15 protein-coding genes and 1 pseudogene are annotated in these 13848 nt (G+C 36.8%); 10 read left to right on the top strand and 6 right to left on the bottom strand.

Translation table 11 applies throughout. The features are described 5' to 3' along the window. Positions 1–21 precede the first annotated feature (21 nt). From spsC (IEV41_RS16040) to IEV41_RS16030, 3 genes and pseudogenes are all read left to right on the top strand, one after another. Positions 22–687 carry a stationary phase survival protein SpsC gene (gene spsC, locus IEV41_RS16040; RefSeq protein WP_373284268.1) on the top strand — a complete coding sequence of 222 codons (666 nt, stop codon included), beginning with the start codon at positions 22–24 and terminating at the stop codon, positions 685–687. A 116-nt stretch (positions 688–803) separates the two neighbouring features. Beyond that, positions 804–1304, top strand: a pseudogene (gene spsC, locus IEV41_RS16035) (stationary phase survival protein SpsC); the annotation flags it as partial. A gap of 131 nt (positions 1305–1435) precedes the next feature. Further along, positions 1436–2929, top strand: a complete 1494-nt coding sequence (locus IEV41_RS16030) for a leucyl aminopeptidase (RefSeq protein WP_188389524.1) — start codon at positions 1436–1438, stop codon at positions 2927–2929. A 36-nt stretch (positions 2930–2965) separates the two neighbouring features. On the opposite strand, the gene IEV41_RS16025 is transcribed toward IEV41_RS16030, so the two are convergent. Next, positions 2966–3661: a DUF3298 and DUF4163 domain-containing protein gene (locus IEV41_RS16025; protein WP_188389523.1), complete on the bottom strand. Its 696-nt coding sequence runs from the start codon at positions 3659–3661 to the stop codon at positions 2966–2968. Positions 3662–3738: 77 nt separating this feature from the next. Here IEV41_RS16025 and IEV41_RS16020 point away from each other — a divergent pair, with 77 nt between their 5' ends. Further along, a complete protein-coding gene (locus IEV41_RS16020) occupies positions 3739–4119 on the top strand; it encodes a hotdog fold thioesterase (RefSeq protein WP_188389716.1) in 381 nt (126 codons plus the stop codon). A 26-nt stretch (positions 4120–4145) separates the two neighbouring features. Here the strand turns inward: IEV41_RS16020 and IEV41_RS16015 are convergent, their stop codons facing one another. Continuing rightward, a complete protein-coding gene (locus tag IEV41_RS16015; RefSeq protein ID WP_373284267.1) occupies positions 4146–5480 on the bottom strand; it encodes an ArsB/NhaD family transporter in 1335 nt (444 codons plus the stop codon). A 324-nt stretch (positions 5481–5804) separates the two neighbouring features. On the opposite strand from IEV41_RS16015, the gene kapD reads away from it, so the two are divergent. Further along, complete coding sequence (kapD, locus tag IEV41_RS16010) at positions 5805–6431, top strand: 3'-5' exonuclease KapD (protein ID WP_188389521.1); 627 nt, start codon at positions 5805–5807, stop codon at positions 6429–6431. A 43-nt stretch (positions 6432–6474) separates the two neighbouring features. On the opposite strand, the gene kapB is transcribed toward kapD, so the two are convergent. Next, positions 6475–6861 carry a kinase-associated lipoprotein KapB gene (gene kapB, locus IEV41_RS16005; RefSeq protein ID WP_188389520.1) on the bottom strand — a complete coding sequence of 129 codons (387 nt, stop codon included), beginning with the start codon at positions 6859–6861 and terminating at the stop codon, positions 6475–6477. A 131-nt stretch (positions 6862–6992) separates the two neighbouring features. On the opposite strand from kapB, the gene IEV41_RS16000 reads away from it, so the two are divergent. Next, entirely contained in the window at positions 6993–7181 is a 189-nt protein-coding gene (locus IEV41_RS16000; RefSeq protein WP_229722273.1) for a hypothetical protein, read from the top strand. Positions 7182–7217: 36 nt separating this feature from the next. On the opposite strand, the gene IEV41_RS15995 is transcribed toward IEV41_RS16000, so the two are convergent. Further along, positions 7218–8054: an alpha/beta hydrolase gene (locus tag IEV41_RS15995; RefSeq protein ID WP_188389518.1), complete on the bottom strand. Its 837-nt coding sequence runs from the start codon at positions 8052–8054 to the stop codon at positions 7218–7220. A gap of 183 nt (positions 8055–8237) precedes the next feature. On the opposite strand from IEV41_RS15995, the gene IEV41_RS15990 reads away from it, so the two are divergent. From IEV41_RS15990 to yugI, 3 genes are all read left to right on the top strand, one after another. Beyond that, positions 8238–8732 (top strand): Lrp/AsnC family transcriptional regulator, encoded by a 495-nt coding sequence (locus IEV41_RS15990; RefSeq protein ID WP_188389517.1) that lies wholly within the window; start codon positions 8238–8240, stop codon positions 8730–8732. Next, positions 8729–9895 carry an aminotransferase gene (locus IEV41_RS15985; RefSeq protein WP_188389516.1) on the top strand — a complete coding sequence of 389 codons (1167 nt, stop codon included), beginning with the start codon at positions 8729–8731 and terminating at the stop codon, positions 9893–9895. The genes IEV41_RS15990 and IEV41_RS15985 overlap by 4 nt, the downstream gene beginning before the upstream one ends. A gap of 428 nt (positions 9896–10323) precedes the next feature. Beyond that, the gene (gene yugI, locus IEV41_RS15980) at positions 10324–10713 is read left to right on the top strand and encodes a S1 domain-containing post-transcriptional regulator GSP13 (protein WP_188389515.1); all 390 of its coding nucleotides are present in this window, start codon (positions 10324–10326) and stop codon (positions 10711–10713) included. A gap of 32 nt (positions 10714–10745) precedes the next feature. Here yugI and IEV41_RS15975 read toward each other — a convergent pair whose 3' ends face one another. Beyond that, entirely contained in the window at positions 10746–10952 is a 207-nt protein-coding gene (locus tag IEV41_RS15975) for a DUF378 domain-containing protein (RefSeq protein WP_188389514.1), read from the bottom strand. A gap of 201 nt (positions 10953–11153) precedes the next feature. Here IEV41_RS15975 and IEV41_RS15970 point away from each other — a divergent pair, with 201 nt between their 5' ends. Continuing rightward, entirely contained in the window at positions 11154–12506 is a 1353-nt protein-coding gene (locus IEV41_RS15970) for a glucose-6-phosphate isomerase (RefSeq protein ID WP_188389513.1), read from the top strand. 34 nt (positions 12507–12540) lie between these two features. Here IEV41_RS15970 and IEV41_RS15965 read toward each other — a convergent pair whose 3' ends face one another. Beyond that, a complete protein-coding gene (locus IEV41_RS15965; RefSeq protein WP_188389512.1) occupies positions 12541–13536 on the bottom strand; it encodes a potassium channel family protein in 996 nt (331 codons plus the stop codon). Between the last annotated feature and the right edge of the window lie 312 nt (positions 13537–13848).

Raw genomic sequence — 13848 nt, 5'->3', positions numbered from 1 at the left:
GGAGTGTTGATAGTGAAAACAATCATAACAAAGACGTGTATTCGCGTTGGAATGATTCTTTTGTTGTTATTAGCTGTGTTAACTACTTTGCAGTCTATTACAGGTGTAACAAAAGAGGATATCCAACAGTGGTACGAAGAAGAGCTACAACCAACTTTCGCCAAAATCGGCTTAGCGAAGTTACGTAGTGTAGAAGTAGTAGGAATGGATGATGTAGAGCAAAAGACTCAGACAGACGTACCACTCGAACAAGCGATTGATTGGTCGAAATATCCAACTGCAGAAGTAGTGGCAACAGGCTATACAGCAGGATTTGAATCAACTGGAAAGTATCCAAATAATCCAGCGTACGGTATTACATATTCTGGTTTGAAAGTGAAGCGTGATTTATATTCAACAATTGCAGCAGATTTAAATGTATTTCCGATAGGCACGATATTATTTATTCCTGAGTATGGATATGGTGTCGTTGCGGATAAGGGCGGTGCAATTAAGGGGAATAGACTTGATCTTTACTTTGACACAGTGAAAGATGTATATGAGCAGTGGGGAAAGAAGCAAGTGACTGTATATATTGTAGAACGAGGAACTGGCAAACTTACAGAGGAAGCACTAACAGAATTAAATGAACAAAAATCGATGCAAGTGTTTAGACAACAATATACGAAACGCGTAACGAAAAATTAGTCCTTAGGAATCTAAGGGCTTTTTTCGTGTGGATAAATGAATACTTTTAAAATAGATTTCGTATACCTTTATATAAACGTAAAGGTGGTGTTTAAATGGATAATTCGAAACAAGAGATTACCGTGGATAACTTAGAGCAAGGGAGTACGGCGGATAACTCGGAACAAGGGAAGGCAGAAGAAGTATCTCTGGAACAAGCAATTGATTTGTCGAAGTATCCGACTGCGAAGGTAATTGCAACAGGGTATACAGCAGGAGCCGAATCAACTGGAAAGCGTCCTGGTGATCCGGCATATGGTATTACATACTCCGGTGTAAAGGTAAGGAGAGACTTATACTCGACGATTGCTGCTGATCTAAAGATATTCCCAATTGGAACAATCTTATTCATTCAAGGTTACGGTTACGGTGTTGTTGCGGATACTGGTGGTGCAATTAAAGGGAATAAGATTGATTTGTATTTTGAGACGGTACGAGATGTATATGAAGACTGGGGCATGAAAGAAGTAACTGTGTATATCGTGGAACGAGGAACAGGCAAACTTACAGAAGAAATGTTAACGGTGTTAAATGAACAGGAGTCAATGCAAGTGTTCCGCCAGCAATATACAGATTGAATAGTGAAAGTGAGGTTCTTTACGATGAAAGAGCTTTTTTATAGAGGGAAATCAATGATTTAACATAAACTTCATAGATTTTTAGAAAAATTTAAATTATAATAAAAATCAAAATGATGGAGGTGTTTAATGTGTTTCATATTCAAACAGAAATTAGTCGTCACACAGAACATGAAGTAGTTGTAGTTGGTTTATTTGATCAAGGTAAAGGTTTTTCTGCAAATGTAGAAGAAGTAAATATGCTATTAAATGGTCAGTTGCAAACGTTATTAGAAGATGGGGATGTTTCAACGAAGAAACATGCTATCTCTAAAATCCGCACATTGGCAAATGAAACAATTAAACGTTTCTATTTTGTTGGACTTGGCAAGAAAGAAGCTTGTAGCACAGAAGTTGTGCGTGAAGCTTTCGGAGCATTATTCCAAGCATTGAAGGTAGCGAAGTTAACCGAAGTAACAGTTCTAGCTGATTCATTCATTTCAGATAAGGTAGACGTATTAGATGTTGCACATCTTCTTGGACAAGCATTACCGATGAGTACATATACATATGAAGGATTCAAAACAAAAAAGAATGAACAAGTAGATGTAGAGAAAGTAACAATTATTAGTGCTGCAGATAAAGAAGAGATTGGAGCTGCATTGCAAGTAGGAGAGATTTACGGTCTTGCAGTGAATTCAGCACGTACATTAGTGAATACACCAAGCAATAAGTTAACAGCAACAGACTTAGCGAATTATGCAGTCGAACTTGCGAAGAAGTATGATATAGAATACACAATTGTGGAAAAAGAAGAAATGCAAGAGCTTGGTATGGGTGCCTTATTAGCAGTAAACCAAGGCTCAACAGAACGTCCGAAGATGATTGTCCTTAAATATCAAGGAAAAGAAGAATGGACAGATGTTATTGGTCTAGTGGGTAAAGGAATTACGTTCGATACAGGTGGTTACTCGTTAAAACAGCCGCCTAGCATGATTGGCATGAAGACGGATATGGGCGGTGCTGCTTCTGTATTAGGAGCAATGGAAATTATTGCTCAAACACGTCCGGAGCAAAATGTCCTTGCAGTTATTCCATCAACGGATAACATGGTAAGTGGTCATGCGTTCAAGCCAGATGATGTGATTACGTCATTAAGTGGAAAAACAATTGAAGTATTAAATACAGATGCAGAAGGTCGTCTAGTATTGGCGGATGGCGTAACATACGCGAAGCAATTAGGTGCAAACTATCTTGTTGATGTGGCCACATTAACAGGTGGTGTAATCGTGGCATTAGGTAACCATACAACTGGTGCGATGACAAATAATGAAGCACTGTATGAGCAAGTATTAGAAGCTGCGTTTGAAGAAGATGAAGATGTATGGCAATTACCGATTTTTGACCGTGATAAAGAGCGTGTTCGAGGTAGTAAAATTGCAGACTTAAATAATTCACCTGGTCGTGAAGGGCATGCTGTAATGGGCGGTGCTTTTATAGGTGAATTTGCAGAAGATACGCCATGGGTACACTTGGATATCGCTGGCACTTCTTCAACAAAATCAGTATCTAAATTAGGGCCTGTTGGTGGAACGGGTGTTATGGTCCGTACATTAGCAACATTAGTAGAGCGTTTCGAGAAATAAGCAACGAAGAAGAGGGATGAATGTATTCATTCCTCTTTATTTTACGTAAGGTTTGCACGTTGCATATGGAATAAGAAATGTTCGTATTCCGCTTGAGTAAGGAGCAATTTCGTAGAGTGGAAAAAAGACAACAATTCCTTCTTCTGTTAAGTAAAAGGAAAAGGTGTTTTTCTGTTGGACGGTTTGAACAGCATTTGGAAAATAAATAGACGGATTTTCTTGAATTTGTTTCGTAATTTCATTTGTAATAAAAGTTTTGCACGATGCGCCGTTATGGAATAAGTCTTCCAACGTAAGTTCATGAGCATTTTGAATATCAATTGTGTATGCTTTCCACGTTGTCATGCCATGCGCTCCACCTGTATATTGATAGAAAGAAAGAACAAAGCTTAAGAAGCGCCCTTTATTTAAGCTAATCTGATAGGTGACTTTTCCTTCAAATGGACGAAAAGGGAGGTTATTTTTGTTGGCTTCTATATATGCTTTTTTTGCAGCACGTTGTAACATATATTTAAATGAATGGATTTCATTTCGCATATGTTTATTGAGCTTTCGTTGTAATTTCTCATCCTTTATACGTGAGAAAAGAGGGATATTAAGTTCATAGGAGAGAACGGGTGTTTTTTGTGATTCTGTTTTTGTTGTGACAGAAACAGGAGTATCACTTTTTCCAGAAGCGGTTGATGTGAATAAGAAGAAGCATAAGAGTGCATAGATTATTTTTCGTAACAAGAGAGTGCCTCCTTTTTGGATGGGGTATGTTAGTAGTTTGGGGAAAGAAGACAATACTATACGAAGAGGTGGAGAAGATGGAACATACATTATTAGGTGCGTTAGGAATTGAAGTAAAAGAAATAACAGATGGCAAGGTAATTGCAACAATGCCAGTTCATGATGCAACACGTCAGCCGTTTGGTTTTTTACATGGAGGAGCTTCTGTTGCATTAGCTGAAACGGTAGCGAGTATTGGAACGTATCATTTAATTGATCAAGAAAGCGAACTTTGTTTCGGATTAGAAATTAACGCCAACCATGTGCGTTCGAAGCGAGATGGTATTGTAACCGCAATTGGAACAGTCCTACACCAAGGAAAAACAACGATGGTATGGGATATACGTCTTGTAGATGAAGAAGAGAATTTAGTATGTATTTCCCGTTGTACAGTTGCAGTAGCAAAAAAAAGAAGCTAACATTAGCTTCTTTTTTGTTATCTGTCTTAACGTAAGAACATGACATATAAATATAAATGCGAGATTATTAAAGAAATTAACATGATTGGTAGACCTATTTTTAAGAAATCGAAGTAACTGAATCCGTGTCCTTCGCGAGAAGCGATACCAGCAACAATGACGTTTGCTGATGCACCGATAAGCGTACCGTTTCCGCCTAAGCAAGCTCCAAGGGATAATGCCCACCATAATGTATTAATTTGAGGATCAGATACACTTAGTCCTAAGCTTGCAGCCATATCTTGAATAAGTGGAATCATCGTCGCAACGAATGGGATATTATCAATTGTCGCAGATGCAAGGCCAGATACCCATAAAATAAAGTATGCTGCAAAAGTTGTGTCTCCTCCTGTTAAATCAAGTACGTATTGTGCTAACGATTTAATTAATCCAATATCTATTAATCCACCAACTAATGTGAATAACCCTGCAAAGAAGAAGATAGTCACCCATTCTACATGTGCGAATACATCTTCTAAATCATGTTCCTTCACACCGATTAACATTAAAATTGTTGCACCGCCCATCGCAATAACAGCAGCGTCAACATGTGTAATACTATGTGTTACGAATCCAATAATAGTAAGACCGAGAACAATTAATGATTTCTTCATTAAAAGAGGGTCTTTAATATAATCTTTTTCTTGTAAGTTCATTAGTTCATTAATTTGTTCTTGTGATGTAACTAATTGCTTTCGATAGATGAAGTACATAATAAGAAGTGTAATACATGTAATAATGAGAACAACTGGTGCGAGTGTAAATAAGAAATCATTGAAGGTTAAATGTTTATTAGCAGATCCAATCATAATATTTGGTGGATCGCCAATTAAGGTAGCTGTACCACCGATATTAGAGAAAAGAATTTCCGATATTAAGTATGGAACTGGGTTCACTTGTAACATACGTGTGATAGAAAGAGTAACTGGCACAATGAGTAATACTGTCGTTACGTTATCAAGGAAAGCAGAACCTAGTGCTGTTAATAGGGATAAGGATAGTAAAATTTTAATTGGGCTTCCTTTTGCTCGTTTCGCAGATTTGATTGCTATGTATTGGAATACACCTGATTGGCTCGTAATATACACAATAATCATCATTCCGATTAATAATGTAATGGTTCCCCATTCGATGTGCTCGGTAAATGCTTTATGTACATCTACGACACCGATAACAACCATGAGCATTGCACCTAATAAGGCAATGAGTGCTCGATTAATCTTCTCTGAAATGATAATTGCATAGGCTACTAAAAAGATGGCGATAGCAGCATAGTACTGGATGTTTGAGACTTCGTTTGTTATAGTCGCCAAGTAATTCATCTCCTTAATGAGGTTCATTTTCATTAATCAGTATGTCACTAAAATATGTACATTAACAGTTACATTTATGTAAAAAAATGATGACAAGTGTTAAAGAATAGTCCAATTATTATTATTCACAAATTCCCTCTTTTTATCGAAGTAAAAAAATCCTTCATTATGTGAATAAAGGGATGAAGATACGGTATATTCTGAAACTTCTTTGTGTATAATTTTGTTACACGCATAGATTCTGTTCTTTTAAACATCTATAGCATATTCTGTCGTTTCTGTATGGTATACTTGTTTTAATTAGAATATTTAGAAAAAGGAGGGCGGAATGAGATGGACGGTCAGCAATATTTATTTTTGGATTTTGAGTTTACAATGCCAGATCGATCGGCGCGAAATAGAGGTTTTTATCCAGAAATTATCGAAGTAGGTATTGTTGTTGTAGCAGATGAGAAAGTGCAAGCAACATTTTCTAGTTATGTTAAACCTGTGAAGTTTCCACAATTAACGGACAGGTGTAAGACGTTCTTAAATATTGAACAGGAAGATGTGGATCAAGGTATATCGTTTTCAGAATTGGTAACGCTACTCAGGCAATACGATAAACAAATGAATAGCACAGTTGTTACGTGGGGGAATATGGATATGAAAGTGTTACGTAAAAGTTGTGAACTAGCGAAAATAGCGTATCCGTTTACAGGAGAAGAACGAGATTTATCCTTAGAATATAAGCGCTTTTTTGGTGATCGTAATCAGACTGGATTATGGAAAGCGGTAGAGGAATACGGAAAGAAGGGTACTGGTAGACACCACCGTGCATTAGATGATGCACAGACAACATATAATATCTTCAAATTAGTAGAGAAGGATAAGCAATATTTAATTAAGCCAGCACCGACTACAATTGGAGAGCGTGTCGACTTCTCTAAATTATTGAACCGCATTAATACGGTAAATTAAAGCGTCTACAAGAGAGATATTTCTTGTAGACGCTTTGTTTTTGTTATAGCTTATATTCAGTGGCTAATGTTTGTAAATTCTCTAAACATTTAGTAGCCCATTCACTACCATCTTCACGTAATGAATCTGCCTGCTTTTCAAGTGCAGTCCGTAGTGACTCTTTGTATTCTATTACATCTCCTTCGTATCGTTTTACCATCGTTTGTGGAATATTTGTTTGCTCGCGGAATGCAAGGGCACGACGCTCGTGGAAGAATACGCCTTCCGTTTCTTTTGGATTATGTAGGTCACCTTGTGTTGGATGTTTCAACACACTTAATACTCGTACTACGTAATGGGCCGGACGGATGTTTGTAATTTCGCCGATGTATTTTCCTGTTTTATATATACCAGTTACGATATCGCCAATTGCTAATTGTTCTGAACTCATCGTGAACACCTCTTCTATCTATACTAAGTATCATACTTTCTCTTTCATTGTACACAAAAAAGAATGAAACATCACGTTAGGTTGTTTAGTAATATCTTTGTTATAATTAGGAAGGAAAGGGGATGATAAAGATGATGGAATTTTTGTATTTTCCAGAAGATAAGACGGAATATATCCCAGCAGCACTCAGCTTGTTATTATTTTTCTGTGGAGCGCTATTAGTTTTCTTTTACTTGAAGCGAGTATCGAGTAGAGAAATGAAGAAGGCACAAGAATTAGAGAAGAAGTTACAAGAACAAAATATACATATGAAGCCCTAAGAAAGTATTTTCTTAAGGCTTTTTTTGTTTTGTGAATTATCCTTTAGCGAAACCAATGATGTTTTCGTATATTTGGTGTGGTTGTTCTTCTGGTAAGAGATGGCCTGTGTTTTGATACGAAATAAAGGTCGAATACGGTAAGTCGTTGTGTAGTCGTTTTCCAATCGAGAGTGGAACAATCCTGTCTTGTTCTCCCCAAATAAGAAGTGTTGGAGTCGTAATTTCCTTTAAGAATTGAACCGGTAAATCCCCTTCACGATCACGCACCATTTTCGTTAAGGCATCAAAAATATTTCGATCATAAAATGGTGTTGTATATCCTTCCATCATCTCGTCATCAATTAAGGAAACATCGTGAACAACACGCATTAAGTTTCGAGATACCCCCTGAAATTGAAGGAGTAACTTTAAGAAGGTTGAGAACCAAGGTAAATAGGAAGAATGGAGTAGAGGGAATTTAGCCCTTGGTAAATATCCCGAGCTTGATAATAAAACTTTTTTATACACTAAATCAGGACGTTTTCGACTAACATATAAAGCAACTTGTCCTCCCATTGAATGCCCAATTAAAATATTATGTTGGAAAGTCAGTTTTTCTAATAAGCTAATAACAATATTAGCGAAATTATCGTAGGAATAGACGAACTCGCGTACTTTACCACTTTTCCCGAATGGAGGGAGATCTAGGGCAAGTACAGTATACTCTCTACTAAGCAACGGAATAAGTCGACGAAAGCTAAATGTTGAAGATAAGAATCCATGAATGAGGACGAAAACAGGTTTGTTGTTCTTCATTTCTTCATTATATAGCTCATAATGAACGTCAATCCCATGCAAGGTTGTAGAAAAGTGATTCGTTATCTTATCGTACATTGTATTCACTCCGTTAAAAGTATAGTTGTGCTATGTTCGTATTCTTTCCTGCTTTAATGGATACATGCTTATATATAACAAGTAATTGTTTCCTTTGATTAGAAGAAACAACTGTAAGAAAGGGAAGGATAGTATATAATGAAAGGGTAAGAAGATGTATTTAAGATGGAGGTAGAGGTAACAATGAGAGAAAAAGAGCTTCAATTGTTGGAATATTTGGAACAAGATAGTAGTTTACCGATAGATGTCTTAGCAAAAATGATGAACTTAAGTGAGGAAGAAACAAAAGGGCTTATTGAAAAATTAGAGAAAGAGCGAGTAATCGTTCAATATACAGCACTTATTAATTGGAATAACATGAAAGAGAAACAACACTTAACAGCAATGATTGATGTGAAGGTGACACCAAAGCAAGGTGTAGGATTTGATGCGATTGCAGAAAAGATTTATCGTTATCCAGAGGTAAAGGCTGTGTATTTAATGTCAGGAACGTATGACTTATCCGTTGTAGTGGAAGGGAGGACAATGGCGGAAGTGGCATCATTCGTATCACAAAAATTATCTACGTTAGATTCGGTTATTTCGACGACAACACATTTTGTACTGAAGAAATATAAGCATGATGGTATTGTATATGAGCAAAACGATGATGATACTCGAATGATGGTGACACCATGAGTGAATTTGTCTTATCCCGTTCCGTAGAAGCACTACAACCTTCAGGAATTCGTCGTTTTTTCAACTTAGCAGCTGGAATGGAAGGTGTTATTTCATTAGGTGTTGGAGAGCCTGACTTTGTGACACCATGGCATGTACGTGAGGCATGTATTCAGTCGTTAGAAAAGGGATTTACAGCATATACAGCAAATGCGGGTTTACCTGCATTACGCAAAGAAATAACGAAATACTTAAATAATAGATTTTCTGTTTCATACAATCCTGAGACGGAGGTTGTTGTTACAGTCGGAGCTTCACAAGCAATTGATATTGCATTCCGTGCAATTTTGAATCCTGGTGATGAAGTAATTGTTATTGAACCGAGCTTCGTTTCATATGCGCCAGTAGTGGAATTAGCTGGTGGAGTAGCGGTGAGGGTGCAAGCACTTGGCGAAAATGAATTTAAAGTGACACCAGAACAATTGGAAGAAGCAATTACAGAACGGACAAAGGCAATTCTTCTTTGTACCCCAAACAATCCAACTGGCACGATGTTGAACAAGCAAGAGTTAGAAGCAATTGCGGTCCTTGTGAAGAAGCATCATTTAATTGTTGTGGCAGATGAAATTTACGCAGAGCTTTCGTATGACGAAGAATATCATAGCTTCGCTAATATTGAGGGAATGTATGAACATACAGTTTTAATTTCAGGTTTTTCAAAAGGTTTTGCAATGACAGGATGGCGTTTAGGATTTGTTGCAGCACCGGCTTATTTCATCGAGCCCATGTTGAAAATTCATCAATATACATTAATGTGTGCACCGACGATGTCGCAGTATGCAGCATTAGAAGCGTTACAGACGGGGAACCGCGATGTTATTGAAATGAAGAAGAGTTATCACAAAAGACGTAATTTTATTGTTAGTTCGTTAAATAGCATCGGTATGGAATGTCATCTTCCCGGCGGGGCGTTTTATGCGTTCCCATCGATTAAGAGTACAGGAATGACCTCAGAACAATTTGCAGAGAGACTGTTAATGGAACAAAAAGTAGCTGTTGTACCTGGTGGTGTATTTGGAGAAAGTGGCGAAGGGTATATCCGCTGTTCGTATGCAACATCTATGAATCAGTTGATTGAGGCAATGAAACGTATTGAAGCATTTGTTCATCAGCATTGTAAATAAGGTAGAAGAAAAGGCATCTTTTAAAAAGATGCCTTTTTGTATACATAAAAAAAGACAAAACGAGTAAATCGTCTTGTCAAAAAAAGGGGGAATACTAGAAAGCCATGTGCTACTAGTATGTCCGAAGTAGAAAAAAATATACATTGTTCACTGGTTTTGAAAGAATGTTCTATAGCATGGTATAATTTAGAAAAAACATTTTCGTGAATCATCATCATTTTGGAAGGATAAATACAATCTGTTCAGAATACTATTCATGTAGATAATGAAAGATAATAAATGTAGGAAAGTAAATGGATAAAAAGATAAGGTGAATGAAAGAGTGTTATACATAAAAAAGGATGGAGGTGAAGAATGCACTAAAAACATATTGAAACAATAAGAAGATATAGAAATAGTGTCTATCTATGTTTTTAGTAGCTATGTATATGAGGAGTGAACAATATAATATTGGAGATGTGGTGAGAGGAAAGGTTACCGGAATTCAAGCATATGGGGCATTTGTTGCATTGGATCGTGTTACGCAAGGGTTGGTGCATATATCGGAAATAACGAATGGCTATGTGAAAGATATTCGAGAATTTTTGGAAGTTGGAAATGAGGTAGAGGTGAAAATCCTATCCATTGATAGCGTTTCGGGTAAAATTAGTTTGTCTATCCGTGCGGCAGCAGAGCCGAGTATTCATTTGCATAAAGCAACAAAGCGACAAACAACATTACAAATACCAAAGCCAACGTCTGGCGGTTTCCGTACATTGCAACATAAGTTAGATGAATGGATTGCAGAATCATCGCGGAAATATAACATCATAAAGTAACCTCCTTGCTTTTTCGTAAGGAGGTTACTCGTTTAAGCAGAACACTTTTTAGAAGATCGGTATACTAGTCTTAAACTAAGGAAACTACAAATACCAACAATACGATAAATCATACGTTCCATCGGTGTGTTTGTTCCGAATAGGGTGGATACAAGATTAAATCTACAAAAAGCAATTAGTCCCCAATTCAATCCACCGATAATGGTAAAGAGTAGTATCAAACGCTTGATAGTGCGCATAAGGAATGCCCCTTTCTTTGGAGATTTTAAGACGCTTCTTATGTAGCGTGCTTTATGTAGCTTAAAATATACTATTTTTTGGTGAGAATTGAATGTTTTTTAATGGTTTTGTTCGTTTTTTGTACATTCTCTTGATTTCGGTATATAGATTATGTAAAGTGAAGAAAGTAACATAAAAAAGATGTTGGAGGTCTATGTTTTATGACAACACATGTGACATTTGATTATTCAAAGGCTCTTTCGTTTATTAATGAGCATGAAGTAACATATATGCAAGATTTAGTGAAAGTATTGCATCATTCTTTACATGAAAAGACAGGTGCAGGGAATGACTTTTTAGGTTGGGTTGATTTACCACATACATACGATAAAGAAGAATTTGCGCGCATTCAAAAAAGTGCAGAGAAAATCAAAGGTGATTCGGACGTTCTATTAGTAATTGGAATCGGCGGATCGTACTTAGGGGCACGTGCTGCAATTGAGATGTTAAACCACTCATTCTACAATATGCTATCAAAAGAACAACGTAAAACACCTCAAGTTATCTTTTTAGGTCAAAATATTAGTTCTACATATATGAAAGATTTAATGGATGTTCTAGAAGATAAAGACTTTTCGATTAATGTTATTTCGAAGTCAGGAACGACAACAGAACCAGCGATTGCTTTCCGTATGTTCCGTAAATTATTAGAAGAGAAATACGGTAAGGAAGAAGCGCGTCGTCGTATTTACGCAACAACAGATAAAGCACGTGGCGCTTTAAAGACATTAGCGGATGAAGAAGGTTATGAAACATTCGTAATTCCAGACGATGTTGGAGGTCGTTTCTCTGTCTTAACACCGGTTGGGTTATTACCAATTGCGGTAAGTGGACTAAACATTGAAGAAATGATGAATGGTGCGGCAAAAGCGACAGATGACTTCAGTAAATCAGAATTAACAGAAAATGCGGCTTACCAATATGCAGTTGTACGTAATGCACTGTATAACAAAGGTAAAACAATTGAAATGCTTGTGAATTACGAACCAGCTCTTCACTATGTTTCAGAGTGGTGGAAGCAACTATTTGGAGAGAGTGAAGGGAAAGACCAAAAAGGTATCTTCCCAGCTTCTGCAGATTTCTCTACAGATCTTCATTCATTGGGACAATATATTCAAGAAGGTCGTCGTGACTTATTTGAAACAGTATTAACAGTAGGGAAAGTGCGTCATGAGCTAACGATTGAAGCAGAAGAAAATGATTTAGACGGATTAAATTACCTTGCTGGTGAGACAGTAGGCTTCGTAAACCAAAAGGCATATGAGGGTACATTGTTAGCGCATAGTGACGGTGGTGTTCCGAATTTAATTATTAATCTTCCAGAGTTAAATGAATATACATTTGGCTATCTTGTATACTTCTTCGAGAAGGCGTGTGCAATGAGCGGTTATTTATTAGGGGTTAATCCATTTGACCAACCAGGTGTAGAAGCATACAAGAAGAATATGTTTGCTTTACTTGGTAAACCAGGATTTGAAGAATTAAAAGCGGAGTTAGAAGCGCGTTTAAAATAATAGTAATAAAGGCCCCGACGTTGTCGGGGCCTTCTTAATTAGAAATAACGATGAATATATCATCTTCTTGAAATTGGAATGAAGGAGAAGGTTTTAGGATGAGTTCTCCTTTTCGCTTTACACCAATTAACAACAAATCACGTTTCAACAAAGTCAAACAACATTGCTCAAATGTCTTGTTACAATATTCATCTTTCATGGTAATCATACTAATTCGTTGGTTGCTTAATTGATTTGCTAAGGAAACGAAAAGGGTAGAAGCACTTGGATAAAGTGCTGCTGTGGTCATCATATAGGAAGTGAGGGTGTTTCCTTCAATTACTTCATCTGCTCCTACTCGTTTTGCATTTAGAATGTGCTGGTTCGTTAATATTTCAACGATGCAATAAATAGAAGGTTGTATACCTTTAATAGAAATAATGGTCATAATGGATTGGATATCGGCATCTAGTTCATTCTTATGTTGATCTGCTGTGATAATCACTCGTTTTGCGGAATGGATATTTGCCTTTTGTAAGACGGTATCTTCTGTTGCGTTTCCGCGAATGAAATAAAGAAACATATCATCAATTGGCGGAGCAGAAAGAGAGTCGTCGATAAGAACAATTTCTTCATCAGGACAAAGTTGTTGTAATTGATGAAACATATTTTTTGTTCGCTCATTCCAACCGATGATAATTGTATGGTTATTCTTCTTGTAGGAGAGTTCTCCTTTCAAATAAGATTCTTGCTTCGTGAAGATTTGAGAAGCGAACAAAATCATGTAGTAAGAGCCAAGTCCTGTACCAACGAGAATGAGTAACATACCAAATAGTTTTCCAAGTGTTGTTTTTGGGACAACATCCCCATACCCTACAGTAAATGTTGTAACGACCGCCCACCAAATGCCGTTGAAAATAGTGCCGAAAGTGTTGGGTTCAATAGAATAGATGATGAAGCCGAATGTCGTCATAATTGAAAGTAAGATAGCGATGATCTTAAGTAATAAAGAGAAGTGGAATCGTTTGAAGATGATATAACTTTTTAACATGACAGTAGCTCCTTCTTCTTTATATAGAAACTAGTTAGTGTATAACTTCCTAGCTAGGGGGGATTAGACTGTTTGTGAACTATATTGTTTCCATCTTTTTAGAGAAACATAGAAAAAGAAAAAAATATAAAAAAGGTATTGTCAAAGTGAATGGCACATGGTATATTTACATTCGTCGGTTCGGAACAAACGAATTCGACCAACAAAAAAGATTAAAAAAAGGTTGTTGACAAGCAATCCTGGAAATGATAATCTTAAGTGGTCGCTTTAAGCGATGGAAGTTCTTTGAAAACTAAACAAAACATGAAACGT

The sequence above is a fragment of the Priestia taiwanensis genome (assembly GCF_014638355.1).
Classification (GTDB): domain Bacteria; phylum Bacillota; class Bacilli; order Bacillales; family Bacillaceae_G; genus Priestia_D; species Priestia_D taiwanensis.
Note: the sequence above shows the minus strand (reverse complement) of the source record. Positions and strands in the feature narration are given on the sequence as shown.